Source organism: Flavobacterium faecale (assembly GCF_003076455.1).
In the GTDB taxonomy this organism is placed as follows: Bacteria; Bacteroidota; Bacteroidia; order Flavobacteriales; family Flavobacteriaceae; genus Flavobacterium; species Flavobacterium faecale.
Genome location: NZ_CP020918.1, coordinates 3,864,008 through 3,889,010 on the forward strand (window position 1 = coordinate 3,864,008; position 25,003 = coordinate 3,889,010).

At 34.4% G+C, this 25,003-nt stretch carries 22 protein-coding genes; 14 read left to right on the forward strand and 8 right to left on the reverse strand.

Annotation, left to right across the window (positions count from 1 at the left end):
- The first annotated feature begins 15 nt into the window (after positions 1 to 15).
- From FFWV33_RS16195 to FFWV33_RS16225, 7 genes are all read left to right on the forward strand, one after another.
- Positions 16 to 315 carry an HPF/RaiA family ribosome-associated protein gene (locus FFWV33_RS16195; protein ID WP_108741860.1) on the forward strand — a complete coding sequence of 100 codons (300 nt, stop codon included), beginning with the start codon at positions 16 to 18 and terminating at the stop codon, positions 313 to 315.
- Positions 316 to 482: 167 nt separating this feature from the next.
- Positions 483 to 1,301, forward strand: coding sequence for a 3-methyl-2-oxobutanoate hydroxymethyltransferase (panB, locus tag FFWV33_RS16200; protein ID WP_108741861.1), 819 nt, complete (start codon positions 483 to 485; stop codon positions 1,299 to 1,301).
- A 1-nt stretch (position 1,302) separates the two neighbouring features.
- Positions 1,303 to 1,995, forward strand: coding sequence for an RluA family pseudouridine synthase (locus FFWV33_RS16205; protein WP_108741862.1), 693 nt, complete (start codon positions 1,303 to 1,305; stop codon positions 1,993 to 1,995).
- A 165-nt stretch (positions 1,996 to 2,160) separates the two neighbouring features.
- Positions 2,161 to 2,916, forward strand: coding sequence for a hypothetical protein (locus FFWV33_RS16210; RefSeq protein WP_108741863.1), 756 nt, complete (start codon positions 2,161 to 2,163; stop codon positions 2,914 to 2,916).
- Positions 2,917 to 3,717: 801 nt separating this feature from the next.
- Complete coding sequence (locus FFWV33_RS16215) at positions 3,718 to 7,074, forward strand: PAS domain S-box protein (protein WP_159086059.1); 3,357 nt, start codon at positions 3,718 to 3,720, stop codon at positions 7,072 to 7,074.
- A 30-nt stretch (positions 7,075 to 7,104) separates the two neighbouring features.
- The gene (gene ypfJ, locus FFWV33_RS16220; RefSeq protein WP_108741865.1) at positions 7,105 to 7,962 is read left to right on the forward strand and encodes a KPN_02809 family neutral zinc metallopeptidase; all 858 of its coding nucleotides are present in this window, start codon (positions 7,105 to 7,107) and stop codon (positions 7,960 to 7,962) included.
- A 157-nt stretch (positions 7,963 to 8,119) separates the two neighbouring features.
- Positions 8,120 to 9,055, forward strand: coding sequence for a phosphatase PAP2 family protein (locus FFWV33_RS16225; protein ID WP_108741866.1), 936 nt, complete (start codon positions 8,120 to 8,122; stop codon positions 9,053 to 9,055).
- Positions 9,056 to 9,062: 7 nt separating this feature from the next.
- Here the strand turns inward: FFWV33_RS16225 and FFWV33_RS16230 are convergent, their stop codons facing one another.
- Entirely contained in the window at positions 9,063 to 9,914 is an 852-nt protein-coding gene (locus FFWV33_RS16230) for an NAD(P)H-hydrate dehydratase (protein ID WP_108741867.1), read from the reverse strand.
- Positions 9,915 to 10,087: 173 nt separating this feature from the next.
- Here FFWV33_RS16230 and gcvT point away from each other — a divergent pair, with 173 nt between their 5' ends.
- The 4 genes from gcvT (at position 10,088) to FFWV33_RS16250 (ending at position 14,962) form a co-directional block, all read left to right on the forward strand.
- Positions 10,088 to 11,170, forward strand: a complete 1,083-nt coding sequence (gene gcvT / locus FFWV33_RS16235) for a glycine cleavage system aminomethyltransferase GcvT (RefSeq protein WP_108741868.1) — start codon at positions 10,088 to 10,090, stop codon at positions 11,168 to 11,170.
- Positions 11,171 to 13,213, forward strand: coding sequence for a S41 family peptidase (locus tag FFWV33_RS16240; RefSeq protein ID WP_108741869.1), 2,043 nt, complete (start codon positions 11,171 to 11,173; stop codon positions 13,211 to 13,213).
- Positions 13,214 to 13,302: 89 nt separating this feature from the next.
- The gene (locus FFWV33_RS16245) at positions 13,303 to 14,016 is read left to right on the forward strand and encodes a YebC/PmpR family DNA-binding transcriptional regulator (protein WP_108741870.1); all 714 of its coding nucleotides are present in this window, start codon (positions 13,303 to 13,305) and stop codon (positions 14,014 to 14,016) included.
- An 85-nt stretch (positions 14,017 to 14,101) separates the two neighbouring features.
- On the forward strand, positions 14,102 to 14,962 hold the full coding sequence (locus FFWV33_RS16250; protein ID WP_108741871.1) for a DMT family transporter: 861 nt from the start codon (positions 14,102 to 14,104) through the stop codon (positions 14,960 to 14,962).
- 326 nt (positions 14,963 to 15,288) lie between these two features.
- Here the strand turns inward: FFWV33_RS16250 and FFWV33_RS16255 are convergent, their stop codons facing one another.
- Positions 15,289 to 16,737: an IS1182 family transposase gene (locus FFWV33_RS16255; RefSeq protein WP_108739214.1), complete on the reverse strand. Its 1,449-nt coding sequence runs from the start codon at positions 16,735 to 16,737 to the stop codon at positions 15,289 to 15,291.
- Positions 16,738 to 17,420: 683 nt separating this feature from the next.
- Here FFWV33_RS16255 and FFWV33_RS16260 point away from each other — a divergent pair.
- Entirely contained in the window at positions 17,421 to 18,062 is a 642-nt protein-coding gene (locus tag FFWV33_RS16260) for a DUF4919 domain-containing protein (RefSeq protein WP_108741872.1), read from the forward strand.
- A 124-nt stretch (positions 18,063 to 18,186) separates the two neighbouring features.
- Positions 18,187 to 19,176 (forward strand): hypothetical protein, encoded by a 990-nt coding sequence (locus tag FFWV33_RS16265; RefSeq protein WP_108741873.1) that lies wholly within the window; start codon positions 18,187 to 18,189, stop codon positions 19,174 to 19,176.
- 167 nt (positions 19,177 to 19,343) lie between these two features.
- Here FFWV33_RS16265 and FFWV33_RS16270 read toward each other — a convergent pair whose 3' ends face one another.
- The 6 genes from FFWV33_RS16270 to FFWV33_RS16295 all read right to left on the reverse strand — a co-directional run bounded on the left by FFWV33_RS16270 (position 19,344) and on the right by FFWV33_RS16295 (position 23,556).
- Positions 19,344 to 19,547 carry a hypothetical protein gene (locus tag FFWV33_RS16270; protein WP_108741874.1) on the reverse strand — a complete coding sequence of 68 codons (204 nt, stop codon included), beginning with the start codon at positions 19,545 to 19,547 and terminating at the stop codon, positions 19,344 to 19,346.
- A 1,215-nt stretch (positions 19,548 to 20,762) separates the two neighbouring features.
- The gene (locus tag FFWV33_RS16275) at positions 20,763 to 20,957 is read right to left on the reverse strand and encodes a hypothetical protein (RefSeq protein ID WP_108742584.1); all 195 of its coding nucleotides are present in this window, start codon (positions 20,955 to 20,957) and stop codon (positions 20,763 to 20,765) included.
- Between the two features lie 95 nt (positions 20,958 to 21,052).
- Positions 21,053 to 21,475, reverse strand: coding sequence for a DoxX family protein (locus FFWV33_RS16280; protein WP_108741875.1), 423 nt, complete (start codon positions 21,473 to 21,475; stop codon positions 21,053 to 21,055).
- An 11-nt stretch (positions 21,476 to 21,486) separates the two neighbouring features.
- On the reverse strand, positions 21,487 to 22,470 hold the full coding sequence (locus tag FFWV33_RS16285; RefSeq protein WP_108741876.1) for an alpha/beta hydrolase: 984 nt from the start codon (positions 22,468 to 22,470) through the stop codon (positions 21,487 to 21,489).
- Between the two features lie 37 nt (positions 22,471 to 22,507).
- Positions 22,508 to 23,020 (reverse strand): DUF421 domain-containing protein, encoded by a 513-nt coding sequence (locus FFWV33_RS16290; RefSeq protein WP_108741877.1) that lies wholly within the window; start codon positions 23,018 to 23,020, stop codon positions 22,508 to 22,510.
- Between the two features lie 92 nt (positions 23,021 to 23,112).
- Positions 23,113 to 23,556: a hypothetical protein gene (locus FFWV33_RS16295; protein WP_108741878.1), complete on the reverse strand. Its 444-nt coding sequence runs from the start codon at positions 23,554 to 23,556 to the stop codon at positions 23,113 to 23,115.
- Positions 23,557 to 23,823: 267 nt separating this feature from the next.
- On the opposite strand from FFWV33_RS16295, the gene FFWV33_RS16300 reads away from it, so the two are divergent.
- Positions 23,824 to 24,621, forward strand: a complete 798-nt coding sequence (locus tag FFWV33_RS16300) for a DUF1853 family protein (RefSeq protein ID WP_108741879.1) — start codon at positions 23,824 to 23,826, stop codon at positions 24,619 to 24,621.
- Positions 24,622 to 25,003: the final 382 nt, after the last annotated feature.

A 25,003-nucleotide genomic window follows, 5' to 3' on the forward strand; every position in this document is an offset into this window, starting at 1 on the left:
TAAATTTAACAATATATGGAATCAATCATTCAATTTGTACATGCTGAAACAAACAAAACTGCCGAACATATTGTGCTCAAAAAATTAGATTCATTAACGAATCATTTTGATTGGGTTATTCGTGCCAATGTAATTTTTAAAGAAGAAAAAGATTCTCATGGAAAAGGAAAAATTTGCGAAATAGCATTAAGTTGCCCTGGACCTCGCATTTTCGCTGTTTCGAATGAGTCTTCGTTTGAAATAGCGGCTGCTGAAACCATAAAAGACATAGAAGCACAGCTTAATAAACGAAAAAGTGAAATGAAAGCGCATTAATAACTTCTATTTATATACAGAATAAAAACAATGAACTTTGTTAAACTTTTGGGTTTGATAAAGTTCATTTGCTTTTTGAGCCTCACATGAAAATATTTGCTTAATTTTACAGGCTCAAAAATAAAAATGACCCTTTTTTATAAGGTTTCAATTAAAAACATAACAGAATGTCTGTAGCAAAAAAAGATTATAAAAGAATTACCACGAAGTCATTGATCGAAATGAAAGCCAATGGAGAAAAAATCTCGATGCTTACTGCTTATGACTATACAATGGCAAAAATTGTAGATAGCTCAGGTGTAGATGTGATCCTTGTAGGGGACTCTGCGTCGAATGTGATGGCGGGTCATGAGACTACATTACCTATTACATTGGATCAAATGATTTACCATGCTTCATCTGTTGTGAGAGCTATCGAACGATCTCTTGTAGTGGTAGATTTGCCATTTGGTAGCTACCAATCTGATCCTAAGGAAGCTTTGCGCTCTGCTATTCGAATCATGAAAGAAAGTGGTGGTCACGCCGTAAAACTTGAGGGTGGAAAAGAAATTAAGGATTCTATCAAAAAAATTCTTAACGCAGGTATCCCTGTGATGGGACATTTGGGTCTTACGCCACAATCTATCTACAAATTCGGAACCTATACAGTACGTGCCAAAGAAGAGCAAGAAGCAGACAAATTGATCGAAGATGCTTTATTACTCGAAAAATTGGGTTGTTTTGCCATTGTAGTCGAAAAAATACCTGCACATTTAGCTGAAAAAGTAGCACAAAGTATTTCGATTCCGGTTATAGGAATTGGTGCTGGTGGTAAAGTTGATGGACAAGTTTTGGTTATACACGACATGTTGGGTATGAACAACGAATTCAGTCCTCGCTTTTTGCGTCGCTACATGAATTTGTATGATGACATGACGGCTGCCATTGGTCAATATGTTGATGATATAAAGTCAATGGATTTCCCTAACGAAAAAGAACAGTACTAAATTGAAAATACTATCTACCAAAGATAATTTGCAAGTCTTGCACGAAGACAATCACATTATTGTGATAAACAAACGTGTTGGTGATTTGGTCCAAGGTGACAAAACTGGTGACAAACCCCTACCCGATGTTGTAAAAGAGTATATCAAAGACAAGTACAACAAGCCCGGAGAAGTTTTCTTGGGCGTTGTACACCGTCTTGATCGACCTACAACGGGTATTGTCGTGTTTGCGCGTACAAGCAAGGCTTTGACCCGCTTGAACGAACTTTTTAAAAACCGTGAAACGCAAAAAACCTATTGGGCTGTAGTAAAAAACAAACCACCAAAACAGCAGGACAACTTGGTTCATTACCTAAAAAGAACCGAGAAAAACAACTCTTCAAAAGCACATTTGAAAGAAGTTCCAGATAGTAAAATGGCCAGTTTGGATTATACAATTATTAAAGAACTGAATAATTATTTTGTTCTCGAAATAAACCTTCATACTGGGAGGCACCACCAAATTAGAGCCCAATTATCGGCAATTGGTTGCCCTATCAAAGGTGATTTGAAATATGGTTTTGATCGCAGTAATCCAGATGGAGGCATCCATTTGCATGCTCGAAAACTCAGTTTCATTCATCCTGTGAGTAAGGAACCTATCACATTGCTTGCACCTGTGCCGCAAGACACCATCTGGTCTGCAGTGGACTAAAAATTCAATCTCAAAATCAATTCTAATGGCAACGTTTATATTGATTTTGAGATTTTTTTATTTCAGATACTATCTACTGCCATTTGAAAGCATTTTCAGGCTATTAGAACTTGGAAGGTATTACCAAAATAGTCGTTCTTTATACCCTAAAAAACGAATTACAAAATGAATACGCAAAAATCTAGAATAGAGCAATTAAAATTGAATGGGTACAAACTAAACTTTGAAACCTCAATCACTCAGATATTTGAAAATTATAGAAAAATAGCGCTTTACGCAGGTTTATCGTTATTTGTATTTGGTATTATTTTGATTACCTTAATTTATGGTGGATTGCTCTCTTATTTCGGAATAGAAACTATTACCGAAATGACAAAACCAGAAAATCTACGTCCAGAGAATTTATCGAAAGAGTTCTTGATGTGGTACACCATTTTTGCTATTTTGTTTACGAGCTTTGTCAGTCCATTTTCTGCTGGGTTTATCAAAATGGCCTATTGTGCCGATCGTGATGAAGAATTTCGTCTCTCTGCAATATTCACTTACTACAGCTCTAGCAAATTTTTTACTTTGTTTACGGCTACCCTCATTATTTCATTGACCAATACTGGCCTGGCTACCATAGCAGAACAATTAGGCAATGGAGCTGCTGGATCAGTTGCATCTTTATTCATATCTTTTTATACGATTTTGACTGTTCCGTTGATTATTTTTGGTGATCTAGGTGTGTTTTCTGCTATACAGACTAGCGTTGCTCTTATTGCTAAGCAGCCCCTACTTATTTTGGGACTCCTTTTGATATCCCTCATTGCAACCCTACTAGGATTGATGTTTATCATAGTCGGAATTTTGTTTACTATGCCTTTTATTTACTCCTTTTACTATATTTTGTACAAAAACATTGTAGGCTTTGAAGAATAGCACTACATAATAGACAATAAAACACAGTATATTGTGATTATTAAGTAATTTTCATTACTTTCAATCTTTATAATTTCTATTTTTCTTTAAACGAAAAAACCAATTATGTCCATAGATCAATTGCTAAATACTATAATTATTTTTATAGGAGAAATCATTCCTATAAAAATCAATTATTTTTCGCCTCTGGATGTGATTAGTACCGATAAAAGTTTAGTACGAACAGTGGCTATATTTTTTATAGTATTGCTGCTGACTTTGATCTACAGTTATTACAGACCAAAGGCAGTATTAAGGCCTCAGTTTTCGACTAACTATTTATCAAAAAAGGCTCAAAATCAAGAATACCAAACTTTATTTCTATACATAGGCTTATTTTTTATCTTCGTTGAAACGACTTTGGAATTATTTCAAATTCGACCACAAAGTTTACTTTACCAGAATCTATTGGTCGGTATTTCATTAGTATCTATCTATTTTATTAGTAATAAGGTTCGATATGTTTTTGATAATTTACATATGATTTTCAAAATAATATTTTGCCTTTTTCTATTAATAGTAACTCGCAATCTAATTATCACTCCTACTGACAGTATCCCGTTTATAGGTTTTACAATATTGTTTTTATTTTCTTATAATGTATTAAAACCAGTTAAACTTTACTGGATGTTCTGTGGCCTAATATTTTCGATTCTGGGCTTTTTATTCAGTTTTGATTTGATTCCCGATCGATCCTTTATTGCTTTATTGAATTATTCCTTAATAGTATTTTGCGTTAATTTTGTCAGACACATTTCATTTTTGAACATTCGAAACGAATTTAAATTTTCGAATGAAATTCTAAACAATGGTAACTCGATTACCTTGGCTATCAATACACAAAAGCAAGTAGTATTTTGCAGTCAAAGTATCACCTCAATTCTAGGATATAGCAGTACCGAAGTAATGGGGTCTAACTTTTTGGAGATCACAAAAAGTAGTGATTTAATTGAAGAAATTTTCAGTGAAGATTTTATCGAAAACAAATTGTATCTCAAAAAAATAAAATGTAAAGACGGGAATTTCAAGCATATTCAATGGAGTTGTCAAAGATATTCTGAGAGTTTATTTATCGTGGTAGGACAAGACATTACAGAACAAATAAACATTCAAAAATCTTATGAAAATTTGGTTGAATCTGCAAGTGACCTTATTTACGAATTGGATAGTAAAGGGAATTTTATTTTTATAAACAAGACATCCGAGAAATATACCGGTTTCAAGATTTCAGAACTTGCTCAAGCTCCCTTTACAAAGTTAGTTTGTCCCGAATATAAAGAAAGTGTCTTGAATTTTTACAGAGATGTACACGAAGATTCTTCAAGCTTCCCGATTTTAGAATATCCAATTATTACAAAAGCCGGCGAAAAAATTTGGCTGTCGCAAAAAGTAACTATCAATAGAGATGACCTTAACCAGATTGTTGGTTACTATGCAATTGCACGTGATATTACTTATTTAAAATTTAATGAAAAAGAGAAATTAGATCGACAAAACAAAAATCAAAAGTACAGTACGGTTCTGAAACATTTTACTGAAATAAGTTATTCTAATAAGATTTCATTAAATAACAAACTCAAAAAAGTTCTCAAAACGATTGCGCAAACTACCGAAATAGAGCGTATTAGTTTTTGGGATTATAGCGAAGACCAACTAAGTTGCTCCAACTTATATCAACTAAGCAATGATAGTTACATCAATAACTTGTCCATCACAAAACAGCAAAACCCAAACTATTACACGATTATAAACACCAAAAATCAAGTTGTAATTTCGGATGTTTATCAAAACAATCTAAAATTAGAATTTAACCAAGATTATTTTCCGACCAATAACATTACCTCAATTTTGGATACTCCAGTAATGCTTAACGGGAAATTGAAAGGTATACTTTGTTTTGAGGCTACTCAAACCCCTCGTAATTGGGACAATGAAGACATCAACTTTGCTAGATCTGTATCTGATATTCTGTCCATTATTTTTGAATCTCGTATGCGCTACGATATCGAAAAAAAATTAAGATACAAGAGTGATCTCTTGGCTGCGATGACTCTATGTACAGAAAAATTTTTAAAAAGTAATGATCTCGATGCCATTTTTGAAGACGTATTGATCACAATGGGTAAAGCAACCAAATCTGACCGTGCCTATTTTTATCGAAAATCACCAATCGAAAATACCATCAGTCAAAAATACAGATGGATGATAAATAATACTACACTAACCGAGATTAATCCGAATCTCGAAAATTTACCGTTTGAGTATTTTGAAGATTTATTGATACCACTTTTAAATAATAAAATTTATAAAACGACGGTTTCAAATATAAAAAACGAATCGGTAAGGTCAAAAATTCAACAACTCAAAGTAGTCTCTTTAATTCTTTTCCCTGTTTTTGTTCGAAATGAATTTTATGGTTTTCTAGGATTCGACGACACTATTGAAGAAAGACATTGGTCTGAGGATGAAATACTAATCCTTCAAGCTTTAGCAGGTAATATTGCATCTGCCGTAGAGCGAATCGATGCCGAAATTGCCATTTATGAAAGTGAAGAAAAATTCAGACTGCTAGCCAATAATATTCCTGGAACAGTTTACTTATCTGAAAACGATCGAAACTTTACCAAAATTTATTTAAATGATGAAATAGAAAAGCTAACAGGTTATTCTAAAAGTGATTTTCTGGACAAAAAATTAGTATACACCGAATTAATCCATCCAGAAGACTTAAATAAGGTGCGACAAATTTCGTCTGAAAAACTTTCAAAGGGTGAGCCTTTTCATTTTAAATATCGCCTCATCAAGAAGGACAAAAAAATTGTTTGGGTCGAAGAGTTTGGCGATGCCGTAATCAAAAACGGAAAGATTACTTATATCGAAGGAATCATGCTAGATATCACCAAAAAAGTAGAATCGGATACCGCTATCGAACGTCAAAAATATGCCGAAGCAGCCAATGTAGCTAAGTCTGAATTTTTGGCAAATATGAGTCATGAAATTAGGACACCGCTAAACGGTATTATTGGTTTTACCGATTTGTTGATGAAAACAAGTTTAACAGAAAGCCAACAAAAACAAATGAATACCGTTAATTTATCTGCTCATACCCTACTCGGTATCGTGAATGATATTTTGGATTTTTCTAAAATTGAAGCAGGTAAATTGGAACTTTATATCGAAAAAACAGAAGTTAGAGACTTATTCAAACAGATTATCGACTTAATTTCTTTTGAAGCAAATGTAAAAAATCTAGATCTGCAATTGAATATCGCTGATAATGTTCCCGCCTTCTTTTGGATTGATATAGTACGTGTGAAACAAATTTTAATCAACTTATTGTCTAACGCTGTAAAATTTACAGATCATGGTTTTGTCAAACTTGAGATTGAAGCCATAGACACTAAAGCCGGTCCAAATTTCCCAATTAAGTTTGCAGTAATTGATTCGGGTATAGGAATATTAGAAGCCAACAAGGAACGAATCTTTAAGGCTTTTTCACAAGAAGACAGTTCGACAACCAAAAAATTTGGAGGTACTGGTTTGGGGTTAACCATTTCAAACAAACTATTAGGTCTTATGGGAAGCCACCTAAAACTAGAAAGTGAAGTCGATAAAGGAAGTACTTTTTATTTTATTCTAAATGTTCAAACTAGTAATGAAATAGATAAGAATGTAAAGTCATCCAATCCTATTTCTGAGGCGGAAGTTATTTCTCAATTTCAAGCAGTTCGTAACCTACAACCAAAAATCATGTTGGTCGAAGACAATAAAATTAATATGTTGTTGCTTAAAACAATTATTAAAAATATTTTTGCAAAGGTTACAATAATCGAAATTCCGAACGGACAAGAAGCTATTGACCATTATGAGGAGATTCAACCCGATCTTATTTTTATGGATATTCAGATGCCAATTGCCAACGGTTATGAAGCAACAAAGGCGATTCGTACCTTAGACACAGGCAAAAAGGTTCCTATTATTGCTATTACAGCAGGAGCCGAAAAAGAAGAAAGAGAAAAATGTATTAAAGTAGGAATGAACGATTATATTTCGAAACCAATCGTAAAGGGAGCTATCGAAGAAAAATTAGTCAAATGGCTAAATCAAAATGACAACTAAAACCAATTATAAAATTAAAACCAAACAGTAATGAAGTGGAAAGGTAGAAGACAAAGTGATAATATTGAGGATCGAAGAGGAATGTCTGGCGGTGGAAAAGCAATCGCTGGTGGTGGAGTAATCGGTATTATTATTTTGCTGCTCAATGTATTTGGTGGCGAAAATGGACAAATGGTCGGTAACATTTTGCAACAAACACAAGGACAATCGGCACCTACTGAACAAAGAGACTTGACTGCAGCAGAACTTGAAGAACAACAATTTGTAAAAACAATACTTGCCGATAATGAGGATGTATGGACAAAAATATTTCAAGAAAACAACCTTACCTACCAGAAACCAAAAATAATTTTGTTTGAAGGTGGCGTAAATACTGCCTGCGGATCTGCAACCTCTGCATCGGGTCCTTTTTATTGTCCTGGTGATCAAAATGTTTATATGGACTTAAAATTCTTTGAAGAGTTAAAGACCAAGTTTGGCGCACAAGGTGGTGATTTTGCTACGGCCTACGTAATTGCACACGAGATAGGACACCACGTACAAACGCTTTTGGGTACCTCTGCCAAAATGCGAGAAATGCAAGAAGGAAAAAGTAAAGCCGAAGCCAATAAACTGTCGGTAGCTTTGGAATTGCAAGCTGACTTTTATGCTGGGCTTTGGACCAACTACAATCAAAAAATGAACAACGTTTTGGAAATTGGTGACATAGACGAAGCCTTGAGTGCAGCTCATGCTGTTGGTGATGATGCTATCCAAGCCAAAATGCAAGGTCATATTGTACCCGAATCCTTTACCCATGGTACCTCTGAACAACGTAAATATTGGTTCATGAAAGGATACAAATCGGGAGATATCAAACAAGGAAATACATTTGCCGAAATACGATAGGTGATTTTAAACAGCATGAAGAGCCACTAGTTCAAAACATAAAAGTTTTTGACTAGTGGCTTTTTCGATTAAAAAAAGGTTTAGAATTAAAAATAAGAGAGTCAGCGACCAATAAAATGTATATTTGCACCATTGTTTACAGTAGCGCCTTAACAAAATGAAAAACTTTACTTTACTCCTTATTATTCTACTTTCTATCAATTGCTTTGCACAGACAGACAGCATTGCTAGCCCGAAACAAGGTCGTTTTAAAGTTGCATCGACCGTTTTAAAAAATAGTATTTTGAGTGTTCCTGGAGATTTTTCAGAAATGGGCCATACCGTTTCAAGCAACTGGAAACGTACCGCTATGTACGCAGGTGGAATCGTTGGTTTGATTGCTGTTGACAAAATCACAACTGGTTATCTTCATGACCATATAGAACCAACCATCGATTATCAATTACCCAAAATTGGTATTCAAGGAAGTACAAATCCAATTTTTCAAGGAAATGATCCGTACATCACCTACCCAATCATGGGATTGTATGCTGGCTCGGTTCTCTTCAATCATGAAAAAGGACAAGTTGTGGCTTTAAATGCTATCAAAACTTTGACTTACTCATATGTTATTTCACACCTTATATTAAAAACTTTAATCCCAAGACAAAGACCGCAGCGTCCGTTGAACGGAGATGAACCAGCTGTAGCGCCATGGACAAAAGACAATTGGGATTTTGGCAATTACCATAAACCCTATTTCAGTCCTGTTGCTGATGGAACTTCTTTTCCGTCGTTTCATTCCACTGCCTTTTTTGCCGTTGCAAAAGTTTTTCAAATGGAATATGATAACTATTGGATTCCGTATACCTTTGTTACTGCGGCATTTTTGGCGGATATAAAAGGACATAACCATTGGGTTTCTGATTTATTGGTAGGTGGACTTGTGGGTACCATTATCGGAAAATCAGTTGTGATTAGTAGTCGAAAGCAAATTGAAAAAAGTAAAAATACGGCCTTCAACAACACACCAAAAAAATTCAGAATGACCAAGCAACTCATCCCTCAAATTTCGACCAGCATGATCGGATTTCATTTTGTAGGTAGTTTTTAAGTTGCTCTCAACTCTTTTCTAAAGTTAAAAAAGCCTTACCTAGATAGTCTATGCAGTCAGAAGCTGTAAAAAAATGTGTTCCTGTTTCGGGTACTGCAATATCAGCCGATAACCCATGAAGATATACACCCAATAAAGCTGCATCAAGTGCATCATACGACTGCGCCAGTAAGCTCGTGATAATTCCTGTCAAAACGTCTCCACTACCCGCGGTTGCGAGTGCTGCATTACCAGTTGTATTCTGGTAAACCGTTGCTCCACTGATTACATGAGTAGGAGCTCCCTTCATGACTATGATCACTTTATGCTGCAGTGAAAAATCAATTGCTTTCTGCATCTTTTCGTCTTCTGTTTCCCATTCTCCAATTAATCGTTCTAGTTCTTTTTGATGGGGAGTCAAAATAGTATTTTCTTTTAACGAGCAAATACTATCCATATTTTCAGCCAATATATTCAAACCATCTGCATCGATCAGCAGCTTACAATTGCACTTACTCAAAAATTTCAAAACTGCCTTTTGCGTTTGCATTGCCGTACCAATTCCTGGTCCCAATCCTACAGCATCGGGTTTAAACATGAAGTGAATGTCGGATATTTGTTTTTCAACATCATCTGTATACGTCATGACCTCGGGGTTCGAAGCCTGTAAAATTTGGTAACCACATTTGGGGATGAAGGCAGTAACTAAACCACATCCTGATTTTAAACACGCTCGAGAGGATAAAACTGCAGCCCCTATTTTACCGTAACTCCCCGCTACAATTAAGGCGTGGCCTTGAATACCTTTGTGGGTATCACAAGGAACAGGTTTGTATCGTGCCAAAGCTTCCTTTCGATCAAAAAATTTAATCGTATTCATAGTGTTAATTTTTACTTAAAATTACAAATTATATTTCAATAACCTACAAATTGTATGTAGAAAATAACGGTGCCTTATAAAAAAAATATAACGTCTAATATCAGATGGTTTTGACTTTGGTCAGTCCATAAAAAAACAATAAATTAGCACCAACAAAATCATAGCAATACAAGATGAAAAATACTGCGCTTACACATATACACGAAGGTTTGGGAGCAAAAATGTTGCCTTTTGCAGGCTACAATATGCCAATATCATACGAAGGAATCAATATTGAACATGAAACGGTGCGTACTGCCGTAGGTGTCTTTGACGTCTCACACATGGGAGAGTTTTTATTATCTGGACCAAATGCTTTGGCTTTGATTCAAAAAGTAACTTCAAATGATGCCTCTGTTTTAATAGATGGAAAAGCACAATACTCTTGCTTGCCAAACGCAACTGGCGGTATTGTTGATGATTTGTTGGTTTATAAAATAAAAGACGAGCAGTATTTATTGGTTGTTAATGCATCAAATATCGATAAAGATTGGAATTGGATTTCGAGCCAAAATGATTTGGATGTCGACATGAAAAACCTATCCGAGGACTATTCGCTATTGGCAATTCAGGGACCAAAAGCTGTTGAAGCGATGCAATCTTTGACCTCTGTAGATTTGTCTTCAATTGAGTATTACAACTTTGTAGTAAGTGATTTTGCCGGAATCGAGCATGTAATCATCTCGGCTACGGGTTATACTGGTGCCGGTGGATTTGAAATTTATTGTAAAAATAACGAAGCAGAACAAATTTGGAACAAAGTATTTGAAGCAGGAGCTGCATTCGGAATCAAACCTATTGGTCTTGCCGCACGTGATACCTTGCGATTGGAAATGGGATTCTGTTTGTACGGAAACGATATCAACGACACCACCTCGCCTCTAGAAGCAGGATTGGGATGGATTACCAAATTCAGCAAAGATTTTACCAACGCTGCAAGTTTAAAAGAGCAAAAAGAAGCTGGAGTTACTCGCAAACTTGTAGCTTTTGAGATGCAAGAGCGCGCCATACCAAGACACGACTATGAAATTGTAGATGCAAACGGTACCGAAATCGGAATTGTAACGTCTGGAACCATGTCACCCTCTTTGAATAAAGGAATCGGTTTGGGGTATGTAACCATTGATAGTAGTAAAGTAGACAGTGAAATTTTTATTCGTATTCGAAAAAAAGATGCCCTTGCCAAAGTGGTTAAATTGCCATTCTATAAAATATAAATGAAAAAATTCACACTCTTATGTTGCCTTTTATCTGTTTTTGCTTTTGGACAAAATAGTTCAAAAACTTGCGAAACATTATCCAAGATAAACACCTTAATACAAAGTGAACATTTTCATCCAAAACCGGTAGATGACAGTCTATCGGTTTATGTTTTTGATACCTTTATCAATGATCTATACCAAAGTAGTACGTTGTTTAGCAAAGCTGAATACCAAAAACTACGAAAACATCGTTTATTATTGGACAATCAAATCTTGCAGCACGATTGTTCTTTTTTAATAGAATTTGTATCGACCTATCGAACTGCTTTAGAAAGAAAAAAAACGGCGATCGAAAAATTGCAAAAAGCAAATTTAAAGTATGATGGCTTAGATACTATACATTTTTCGAACAAGAAAAATCAATACGACTTATCTATAATTGGATTACAAAAGGTATGGGAAAAGAAACTGAAATTTGATATTTTAGAAGATATTTCAAAAAAAAGTACCGATATAGATTCCTTGAAATCCCATTTTTCTACCTTAGAAAAAATTGCTAAAAGCGATGTAACCGATCATAATTTATGCAAACTTGCAAGCATCTTAAACAGCCCAAAAGGATTGGATTATGATCTACAAAATGCATTCTACAATGTCTTCTGCAATTATTTTGACCCACACACCAATTATTTTACTACAGATGCGAAAGCAAATTTTATGGCGAGTTTGTCTAGCAGTGAACTTTCTTTGGGATTAAATGGTGAATTGAATGAAAAAAACGAAATTCAAATTACAGACTTAATACCAGGTGGTCCTGCGGCGAAATCAAAACAATTAGAAAAAGGTGATATTATTACAAAGGTTTCGAACAAAAAAGGAGAAGAACATATTATTTCCTGCACGCCATTTGAGCAGATTAGCCAAATGATGTTTTCGGATTCTAATTTAGAAATAGAATTAACTGTTCAGAAAAAAAGCGGAAAAATTATTGTGCTTACACTTCAAAAACAATTGGTTGCAACCACATCACATAGCGTTTACAGTTTAATAGCAGAAAACGAAACAAAAGTTGGCTATATCAACATCCCCACTTTCTATTCTGACTTTGATAGCAATGACAACACAGGCTGTGCACATGATGTAGAGGTAGAGCTTAAGAAACTTAATGCCGATGGTATAAAGGGATTGGTTATTGACCTACAAAATAACGGTGGTGGTTCGATGGAAGAAGCCGTCAAATTAACAGGTTTGTTTATCAATGCTGGACCGGTAACCTTATTAGTCAACAATAAAAAAAGTGTCACTGTCTTGAAAGATGACCTTGACAAAATTGCTTACAGTGGCCCTATCGTAATTTTAATCAATGGCAATTCTGCCTCAGCTAGTGAATTTTTTACAGCGGCTATGCAAGATTATAATCGAGCAATTGTAGTAGGAAGCACATCAGTAGGAAAAGCATCTATGCAAACCATACTCCCACTCGATAAATCAAAAGATGAATTTGTTAAGCTAACTATCGAAAAATTTTATCGCATCACAGGACAAAGTCACCAAATAAAAGGTATTGTACCTGATGTTATTTTACCAATGTTGTTCGAAGATATCAGCTTAAGGGAGTCAAGCTATAAAACAGCTTTGGTAAATGATTCTATTCCGGTAAGAGCCAATTACAAGCCGTTTCCAAAGGCTTTATTTGCCACTCCACTAGAGTTAAGCCGTTTTAGACTCGAAGATAATATACGATTTAAAGATATATCAAATTTGAATAAAGAAATAGATGCCGTTTTTACTAATCCAAAAGTAACGCTCGCACTCACTTTTGATTCCGTTTTTAAACATTGCAACACCATAACCGCTTTAAGGAAAAAAGTACAAAAAGCAGCTGTAATAGAAACCAACTGTCGTATTACAAATAATTCTGCTGATGCCTTAACGTTAAAAGAAGACGAAGCAAATTTAGAAATTAATGCTGTAAAAATAAGCGACCTTAAATATAGTCCCTATTTGCAAGAAGCAATTACGATCATAAATGATTTTAATATCTCAAATAGAGAATAATCAGCATAATAAATAGTAATTGATTACAAAAATATTTGATAAAATAACTAATAGCTGTATTTTTGCAATCGTTAAAACAATAATTAGAAATGGGAAGAGCATTCGAATTTAGAAAAGGAAGAAAAATGAAACGTTGGTCAGCAATGGCAAAAGCGTTTACACGTATAGGAAAAGATATCGTAATGGCCGTGAAGGAAGGTGGACCAAATCCTGAAGCCAACTCCCGATTAAGAGCCGTAATCCAGAATTCAAAGGCAGTCAATATGCCTAAGGATAACGTAGAACGTGCTATCAAAAAAGCAACCGACAAAGATACTGCCAACTACAAAGAGGTACTTTTTGAAGGTTATGCACCTCACGGAATCGCCCTTCTTGTAGAAACTGCTACCGACAACAACAACAGAACCGTTGCCAACGTACGCAGCTATTTTAACAAATGCAACGGAACATTGGGGACACAAGGTTCTGTAGAATTTATGTTTGACCACACGTGTAACTTCCGTATCCCGGCAGAAGGACTTGATCCGGAAGAATTGGAATTGGAACTTATTGATTTTGGTGCCGAAGAAGTTTTTGAAGACGAGGACGGAATCTTAATCTATGCTCCTTTTGCTAGTTTTGGAACCATCCAAAAAGAACTTGAGACACGTAATCTCGAAATTTTATCATCAGGTTTTGAAAGAATTCCGCAAATCACTAAAAAATTAACCGAAGCAGAAATGGCTGACGTTGAAAAATTGATCGAAAAAATGGAAGAAGATGATGACGTTATGAACGTGTATCATACCATGGAAGAAGCTTAATTCTTCACTCCTACTTATATACAAGAACTCTAGCGAAAGCTAGAGTTTTTTTCGTTTCTGATTTTACAATATAAAATATCCTGACATGTTATTTCTTATCCTTAGCATTTTATGCAGCGTTACCATTGGTGTTATTTTTAAAATAGCACGCAACTACTCCATAAATACCACCCAAATAGTAGCATGGAACTATGTTTTTGCCTTGCTCCTATGCTACCTTATCTTCAAGCCCGATTTACAATTTGTAGCAGCAAACGCACCGTGGCGTATATATATTCCGCTAGGTATTTTACTACCTACTATTTTTTTGTTTTTGGCAACTTCGATCAAGTACATGGGAATCGTAAAAACCGATGCTGCTCAGCGTTTATCGTTGTTTATTCCGCTGCTCGCCGCTTGGTTACTTTTTGACGAAGAATTCAGTAGCCTAAAACTAATCGCCTTTCTCATCGCACTACCTGCGCTTGTGCTTATACTCTCCAAAAAAACAGACAACACCAGCAGTAAATGGATCTATCCAGCAGTAGTGCTAGTTGGATTTGGTATTATTGATATCTTATTCAAACAAATTGCAATTGCTACAAGCCTGCCCTTTACCACCTCTTTAATCATTGTATTCAGTATCTCGTTTTCAATTATTACAGTGGTCGTACTGTATAATTTACTATTCAAAAAAGTCAAAATCACCGCACTAAACCTAGTCATTGGTGCCTTAGTAGGACTGTTTAATTTCGGAAACATATTATTTTACCTCAAAGCACATCAAGCCTTCGCCAAAAACCCTTCTACCGTATTTGCATCGATGAACATGGGTGTTATTATTCTAGGAAGCCTCATCGGATTAGTAGTATTCAAAGAGAAACTAAGCACCAAAAATTACATCGGTTTACTATTTGCCCTCGTTGCTATATTATTAATTACCTTATCGCAATTACAACAATCCTAACATAAATTTGCATTATAATCAATTCCACACAATATATTTTAGGACCTATTTCTAGCCGCCGAAACTTTGGTGCGTTCCCGCTTTTTTTATCTTACTCAATAAAAGCAAAACAAAAAAGAGCTCCACTGCTATCGAGGGCACTGAAAAACATCGCATATTTTGATTATCATCGTTTTTTAGACAATAAAAAAACGCTTGTAACAGGAGTTATATAATCCGTTGCAAGCGTTTTCCTTTTTAATCTTGATTTTTAATGTTGGTTCAATAAGGCTATTTTGAGTTTAGCTAGAGTCATTTTGAGTAATGCAGCAGTAGCTTTCATTTTTCTACATTAATTTGAGTATTCTTTTTAAGTTGACTGCGAAAATTGCTATTGCACCTTGCATTTGCATATTGGTAATGCCATATGATATTGCTCTATCATAACCATGTACATTTTTCAACTCACTATTTTTCGCTTCTATTTTATATCGATGTTTTGCTTTTTCTTTGTAATAGTCAGTTTCTTGAAAGCTGATTTGTTCTTGGTGTAAGTCCGATTTTATCGACACCGAATATGTTTTTGTCTTGGATCCTTCTTTATAACAACCCTCTTTTAAAGAGCAGGTCTTACATTTTTCCACATCAAAATAGTAGGTTTGTATTTGATTGGTTCCAACATTTTTTTTACCTTGGCGAGCCTTTCGTATGGCCATATGACCAGCAGTGCAAACAAATCTATCGGCATCTTTATTATAGTCAAATTTATCTTCGTCTTTTCTAGCTCCTTGTGCTATTGTAACATTTAGTCTGGCTACCACTTTAATATTTTGCTCCCTTGTGAGTTTGAGATTTTCTTTTCCTGTATAAGCTCCATCCCCAATAATAGTATCAACATCAATTCCGTTTTTTTGACTAATCGCTAAAAGTCTAGGTAATTCTGGTCCATCCCCTTTTTCACCTGATGTGACTACAGCCGCTGTAATGATGCGCTCCTCGGTCATAGCTAAGTGAGTCTTATATCCAAAGAAAGAACTATCAGCAGATTTATGACCCGTTTTAGCATCTGCATCTTTTGATAAGGTAAAATTTTCTTGAGTGTCTTCTACAGTTTCTTTGAGTAGATTTAATTTCTCTTTCACAGCTGGAATCGAACTTATTGACGGCTCATTTTCAATGCGTTTTTCCAACTCTTTACAATAAGCAAGTTCCTTCTCTAAGTCATTGTCTGTATTTTTTTCAGGCATATGTTCTTTGAATTCCTGCTCAAAGCTGTATACTGTTTTTCGCAGTAGCTTGGAACGTTCTCTCAATACATCGATGGCTAAAAATGGATTGGATCTTGATAAAGTATGTGTGGCATCAACGATGATAGACTTCGAACGAATAATACCTTTTTCGATAGCAATGGTGACTGTTTTGTTTATCAACAGATTTAATAGGTCGGTATCCTTTAGACGTAGTTTTCTAAATTTTGTTAACGAACTCGGATTGATAACATCGTCTTCTGGATTCATATCCAAAAAATATTTGAAGGACATATCGTATTGAGAACGCTCCACGACATCAATATCGGAAACAGTATAGATTGTTTTAAGTAGTAAATACTTAAACATACGAACGGGACTTTCTGCCATTCGCCCATTATTGGGACAGTACTTATTTAACAACTCATCGTAAATGAATGAAAAATCAATCAAATCATTAATTTTTCTTAATAGATTTTCTTTTGGAACTATTAAATCATACAACGAAGAATACTCGCTGAATTGTATTGTTTGTTGTTGTACTAACATCTAAAAAACACTTATAATTAGATTTAAATATAAGAAAAAAGGAGTAGAAATCCATAGATATCTACTCCTTTTTATGTGTCAATTTATTAGAAAGACTTTTTCAGTGCCCTCCTGCTATCTGGGCTACTGATTTTGAGAAGTAATAAAGTCCTATTAAATACTATCATAGCAAAGCATTTCTCGGAGGCGATTTAGATAAAAAAAAGCAATACTAAGGAACTGTAAGGAAGTCGAAATCAAAACCTTAAGTACAGCCATTATACAAATCATTCGGCAGGCTCAATTCCTAGACTTGAGATGAATAAAAGAACGTTCTGCTCGAAATAAAACAATAAATACACCAAAGAATCATGATTATACATGGTGTTGATGCATCAATTTTTTGGTCGATCGCATGATTATGATCACCACGGGTCCCTGTGCATGAATTGGGGATGTAAAGGATTGCAAATCTATTGCCTCGACAAAAGCATATACAAAGCGAACGTGACTATCAGGTAAAATAGTTTTCTCCAAACTAGAAAAAAACAGTTGATTACGTGGTATTCCTGTGATATGTCGCATACTTAAACATACAGCTTTTCTTTCAATTGCATTAATTAATTACTTATATTTGGGAGAAGTAAACGGAGTTTTTTTCACAGACTTATGTTGGCGGTAATTTTAAACACAAATACCTAAATATGGGACAATTAAGCCAGATATTTATTTTTTTTACTTCAGTTTTATTTGCTCAAGAAAATCAAGGCTCAATAACATTTGAAGAAAAAATTAAATTAGAAATAGAAAATCCATCTTCACAATACTTCTATCCTAATTTATTAACCAAAATAAATGAACTACCTGAAAGTACCTCGCAAGAAGAACTTAAGTTTTTATATTATGGTCAAATCTATAAGAAAGGAAGTGGATTATCTTTTTTAGACAATCCAAACGAAGACACTTTCAGAAAAGCAGTAATGCAGAAGAATTGTAATAAAATCTTGAAATTTGTATACTTAAATTTAAAGCAAAATCCAGTTCTACTTACTACATTAATGCCAGTTTGCGACTGTCAATCAAAAATAAAAGCAACAGAAAAAGATTACTTAAATACTAGGCTAAAAATATTAATAGAATTAATTTTAGATACCGGAAATGGATATTCTAAAGAAACTGCAATAAAAATAGCAAACATTGAAGATGATTTATTATTAAAAGAAATTTTAAAATTTAAAGACGGAAAAGAAACATTTGAAACTTTGAACAATAGAACATTCAGTGTTTGGAATAATGGAATTGAAAAAATTTACTTTGAAGATAGTTGGAATTATAAATACAACTGATTAAAAAAGGAAAAACTACCGCTAACAGCAAAGATTTCGTTGGACTTGAAAAGCCAACACTCGAGTGGTAACAAGCAGACGAAGTAATAAAACCTTTACTGATGGAGGTAATAAAAAAAACAAAATGTGGTTTGAACAATTAACTGGATTTAAAGAAGAATCCGCCGAGAATGTTAGGAACAATATTAAGATTAGTGGAAGCGAATTCATTTCATTAGTAAATTCTAAAAAGTTTTGTTTTGGTAAATTAGAAATACCAACACTATCAGAACTGAAAAAGCAAAACGAAGATATCAAAGGATACATTGGCAGGATTCAAGTAAAAGAAATTGTTGATGATGTGCAGAAATTACATTGCTTGGTTGAAAATTCAGATGTACTATTTCAAGCTGCTTCACAATTTAATTTGCTTGAAATGGTTAGCCCAGCCATAACCCCTGAACAAGGGATCGACAGCTATGAATTTGATTACACACAAGGTCCAGCTTGTGCAATTTCTTGTGGTGCTGGTACAATTTATCGAAATTATTTCGCAGATGTGAATGGGCAAATTGGACAGACAGAAAACAACCAAATAGATTGTCTAGATCTAATAGGTAAAGAATTTGAAAATGATAAGTTGAAGCTATGGAAAATGCAAAATGGTTATGCTTTGGTCAATCAAAACGGGCTTTTAGCTATCAATAAAAAGATTGCTCAACTATCTGAAGCTGGCAGAGAAAAACTGAAAGAAAAACTTAAAATTGGTATTCAATGGAATACCGAAGTTACTAAATCGGACACAAAGCATACAGTTTCTCAAATTTATTGTTCAGCTTTGCCAGTAGCATACAGCCAAACAGAATCATTTTATTGGGAATATTTTGCAAGAATCATTTTGGAAGCTACTTATGAAGCAACGCTATACGCTGCTGTCCTAAATATGAAAAATAATAAATCAAATAAAGTTTTTCTAACTTTAGTTGGTGGCGGAGCATTTGGAAATGAAGAACATTGGATTTTAGAATCATTACAAAAAGCAATCAGAAAATTCAAAAACGTTCCTTTGGATATTAAAATTGTAAGTTATGGCAAGTCTAATCCAAATTTGATAAAATGCATCAACGAGCTCTAGAATAATTACTAGCAGTTGGGTAAATAGGTTCGTTTACCGCAATGAATTTAGTTTAGATTATGCTTTCAGAATGACAAACTGTGTAGATATGCATTACGCATAGTTTGGCGCTCCCAAGTTTTATATGAGCTTCTATTCTAACCTAATAATTATTATTTATTTCATTTTTATTTGTGCTGATAACAATAAAAATCACCTGAATTCGAAACACAGTGCATACATTGATTTCCCGTGCTCTTGGCAGTTGCTCGACATTGTCCATAATTACAATCTAATTCAGATTTCTCCTTTACATTTTGATCTGCAGGTACTTTGACCGTAGTAAAGCTTAACAAACCAGTTGCTATTGCAAGTAAAAGTATTTTTTTCATGTGTTATATTTTTTCTCGAAACAAAGAGACAACTAATATACTGGTATAACAATACCCAATTTTAGGTATATTTAGAATATTTTACCTGCGCAAGGTTTGGCGCTCTTGAGCGTTCCAAAGCTTATATGAACTTCTAATGAATCCAATTATAGAGCCGCTACAACTTTATCGACAAAGAAAAACTTATATGCCTAATATGGATTAAAAAATTGCAAAGCATTCGATAATAAAGAAAATGATCTACTGTACGTGATTGCTTTCCCGAAAACGGGACAAGCACTTCGTCGCAACAGCCTTATTTTGCGTCCGTTTTTTATCTAGAGAATCTTTCAGAATGACAAACTTTGTGAATTTACTTTGCGCATGGTTTGGCGCTCTTGAGCGTTCCAAAGCTTATATGAACTTCTATTGAATCCAATTATAGAGCCGCAGTAAATTTTAGCGACAAAGAAAAACTTATATGCCTTATATGGTTTAAAAAATTGCAAAGCATTCGATAAAGAGCAAAATGATATACCGTAAGTGATTGCTTTCCCGAAAACGGGACAAGCACTTCGTCGCAATGACCTTATTTTGCGTCCGTTGTTTGTCTAGAGATTCTTTCAGAATGACAAACTTTGTAGATATGAATTGTGCATAGTTTGGCGCTCTTGAGCGTTCCAAAACTTATATGAACTTCTAGTGAATCCAATTATAGAGCCGCAATAAATTTTAGCGACAAAGAAAAACTTATATGTCTTATATGGTATAAAAAATTGCAAAGCATCCGATAAAGAGCAAAATGATATACCGTAAGTGATTACTTTCCCCAAAAGCTGGACAGGCGCTTCGTCGCAAGGACAAACTTTGTGGATTTACGTTGCGCATGCTTTGGCGCTCTTGAGCGTTCCAAAGCTTATATGAACTTCTAGTGAATCCAATTATAGAGCCGCTACAACTTTAGCGACAAAGAAAAACTTATATGTCTTACATGGTTTAAAAAATTGCAAAGCATTCGATAATAAACAAAATGATATACTATAAGTGTTGCACTTTTGAGCGTACCAAAAATTATAATAAAGTTCAATATCCTTAAATATCACCCCCCTAAAAATCGACAAAGAAATACTTAATTCGTTCAAAACGCAGCCTACCCAAATTGAACCTAAAAACAACTTTATTTAACCAAAAAAAAGCGCCCCAATATTTAATTATTGAGGCGCTTAGACTTTTAAACTATTTCTTTTCTTCATTGTTTAATTTATCATCAAAATCAGGTTCTTCACCTTTAAATTTTTGAGTATCAACATCGTAATTTTCATCGTTTGTTAATATCTCATCGTGATCTTTGTATTGATGTTTTCTCATATCACTTCTGTTGTCTCCTCCTTTGTGATTTTGATTTTGCGGATTGTGGTTGTTTGCGCTCATAATTTTTTGTTTTAATGTTTCCATAAAATTACTACAATATCAAAGGAATGCTGTTACGAAATTTCCTTTCAATATTACAGAATTTTAAACAAGCCTTATATGCGCTCACGATATGCCTTCCACGCGCCTGTTGACCAAATTGCCCACGCAATTAAAACGGGTTGAAAGAACAAACGCATCAATCGTGCTTCATCTGAGTTCAAGGAACCAAAAGCATCTTTATGATCCATATACTGAGCAATATTTCCCGGAAACACAAGGATAAAAAACAGTCCTAGAAACCATCCTATGTTGACACGTTGTGTTTTCCAGAACATTAAAGCCAGTCCTAAGGCAATTTCGACAATACCTGATAAAATAACGACTAGATCCTTACTCACAGGAACCCAATCGGGAACTTGAGCCTGAAAATCTTCTCTAAAAAAGGTTAGGTGACTGTAGCCTGCAAATATCATAAACGAGGCTAGCACGATGCGAAATATATCTTGTATCGTTGTTGTGTGTATGTAATTTTTCATAATTCTTACTTTTAGTTTTTATATTGTGTATTAATCCAACCAAAAATTTCGTTGTATACCTGCTGTCTCACTTCTAATTTTGACAACACAAGATCGTGCATTCCTTCTTTAATTTCAACCACTGTTACGTTCCCTTTTATCAGCTTTCCGTATTTGGCAATATGCTCTACGTCAAGAACTGCATCGCTCACTTTTAATTTGTCGGTCCAATTACTAACCATTATTGACTTATCACTGTGCAGTACCAATAACGGTACGGTTACGCTGCAATTGTTCTGTATGTTTTGCTGTGCCTCATATATAGCGTGTAAGAAACCTAGATTTACTTTTGAGATACTAATAGGTTTCCAGACCATAGAATATTCCCACTCCCCAAAATAATCTTTGTGCAAACTTTGCCCATACATATCGTTGAAGCCCGCAGGTAAAAGCGGATTTGGGAATTTCTCTCCTATCCAGGACAGTATTGGAATAGCAAATTTTCTTTCGAAAAAACTTAAATTATAAGCATAAAAAGGGCTGTTGCATATTAATCCCTGAAACAAAGTACTATTTGGGTTTCTTGAAGCGAAATAAGTAATGATTAATCCACCCGTAGAGTGCCCATTCAGCAAAATTTGCTTATTCCATTCTTCCTTTATAATGTCTAAGGCCAAAATAAGCTCTTCGTCATACTCGAGTAAAGAACGTACATTATTCAGTTTTTGATGTGGCAGATGCGAGCGGCCGTACTTACGTAAATCTAAGGCATAAAAATTATACCCTTTGGTATTGAAATTAGTGGCCAATTCTTCTTGAAAAAAATAATCGTTAAAGCCATGAATATACAATACGGCTTTGTTGGAAGTACTACTGCACAAGCTTCTAACTAAAGTAGCAATCGCTTTGCCCTCATAATCATTTTTTAAAGTAAGAGTACGATTTTCGAAATTTCCTCCAAGAACATCTCTTTTATAGGCAGTATTCTTAGGATCGCTATGTTGGTTATGTTGCATCTATTTTTTTTATTTATCGAAAGTAAATTACTTCCTTTTATAGTAGTTTTTCAATTGGTGGCGCTTTGGGGTCTTTTATGTTTTTGATTACGGATAAACTTCCATCGGTTTCTAAAATTACGGCATCAATATCTTGCAATGTAGCATAACCCGACTTTCGAATTACTCCCCAAATTTCGTCCTCGTCTATTCGTTCTTTGAGCATATTTGCTTTGATTAAACTGCCACGATAGACCATTAAAATGAGTGCAGATTTCACCAAATCACTTACTGCTTGACTTCGAGAAGACAGAAAGGTAATACCATATTGAAGAAAAATTAATAAACTAAAGGCTAAAACACCTTCAGATATCGAAATACTCTTCGTTAAAATCACCGACGCAAATATAGAACCTAATGCAATAGTAACGATAAAATCAAAAGCATTCATTTTTGACAATGTACGTTTCCCAGATACTCGCAACAAGACTATTATCGAAGGGTAAGCAATCACAGTGACGACGAAAATTCGTAGCAGTGGTTCCCAACCTGCAAAAAATATATTTTCCATTTTTAATCTTTTTAGTTTCGAATAATTTCTACTTAAAGGTTATCACTTTCGAATGAAAGCTATTTAGCAAACAAATACTGTTGTCAGCTTAATCATAGCAAACAATAGGTATAAACTGCAATGACGGTAAAAAGGATGTGAACCAAAAAAATCTGGATAAAATATCCCATATAATCCATTTTTGGTTTGTACCTGCAGATACTAAAAATTACTATCCATGACACAACACCAATTAAACCCGTACAAATGGCCAAAAAGACAAGATTCAATGCCATCTTATCAAGACCAATAGACTGCCATAACAAATGATAGGCTGTGACCAAAGCAATACCTATAATATAATGCAACGACCACGAAATGTAAATACGCATCGTTGGTGTTTGACCTATTGCATAAGAATCTAATAAATACCCCAACAATACAGGTTCACGATACTGCTTGTTTAATACATTTGATAACGCATAACTTACCAAGGTCATTACTGATGTGGCAACAACCGAAGCAAATACTACCTTAAATAGAGTATAAATATCCATAGCTGCTTTTTATACAAAAATAACTTTTTAACAACTGTTTCATGTTATAGCTTTAGGTCAATGATTTATAGTATTTTCATATTCTAAAATTTATTTTAATTATGGGACATCCTGTTTTGGAACTTTCTACAGAATTTACCCTTAAAATAAAGACGATAAGTACTAATGAAAATAAATGAGTATCATGGTTTAAAGGTAGAAATTCATCCTCAACTCCATTGATAAATAATACCTTTGCAGGCCCAATCATCAATAGAAAGTAATTAAATGCAAACCCATCCAAGAATAGCCTCAATTATAGAAGCAGATATTCTCGACTTTTCGGTTACGGGCGTACCTTCTTTTGATTTATCTGCTTTAGATCTTCCAACAGCATTGGATTTTGATTTACCAACAAATCTTAGGTTGGGGCATTTAGTCGAAAAGGCAGTATCAAAATTAATCCAATCGTCTAGCATTTTTGCGCTATTGCATGAGAATATTCAAATTATCGAAGACAAAAAGACTATTGGAGAACTCGATTTTATAATCGAAAATAAGCAAACACAAGAACTAGTACATTTAGAATTAGCGTATAAATTCTATCTACTTGACCCTACCCTTTCGACAGAAACTATACATAATTGGATCGGCCCTAACAGAAATGATTCTTTGAGTGAGAAATTAAACAAACTTAAGACAAAGCAATTTCCCTTACTATATAATGACTGCACCAAAGCCACACTTCACGATTTGCAAATCGATACAATTTCACAAGCACTCTGCTTAATGGTTTCTTTGTTCATTCCGTATCGCTTTGAAGGCAATTTAAGTTCTAGTTATCAAAAAGCGATTAAAGGGTACTACATCAACTTTCAAACCTTTATCAATCATCATAATGAGAGCAAAACTTATTATTTACCTGCAAAAAAAGAATGGGGAATTGATCCCGAGGAAAACAACAACTGGAGTGACTTTGACACTATTCAAAAAGCAGTAGGTAGTGCAATGGTCGAAAAACAATCTCCTTTGTGTTGGCAAAAATGCAATGATACCTACGTTGCATTTTTCATTGTGTGGTGGTAGCTGGAACCGTTTTTTTTTGAATGAGTAGGTAGCTAACTGTAAATTTTGAAACTTTTTAGAAATCTTTTATAAATTAAATCAGAACACAATCTGGATCTTTACAGTATTATTTTTATAAAACAAAAAAACCAAGTAGTACTTAAAAACCAACGATTATGAACAATTTATTTAAAGGATTATTAGCAGGTTACGGAGCAAAAAAATTAGGTGGTGGATGTTTCAGTACCGTCTTAATTTTTATCATTATTTGGGTAGTTTTAGGACAATGTAGTTAATCTTACGCTATACGAAAATGGATTACAGTTCTTTCTAATTAAGGATACGCCTCTATTGTAGATTTTTTTTATTCGAAAATGAAACTGTCTCTTAGAACTGAAACTAT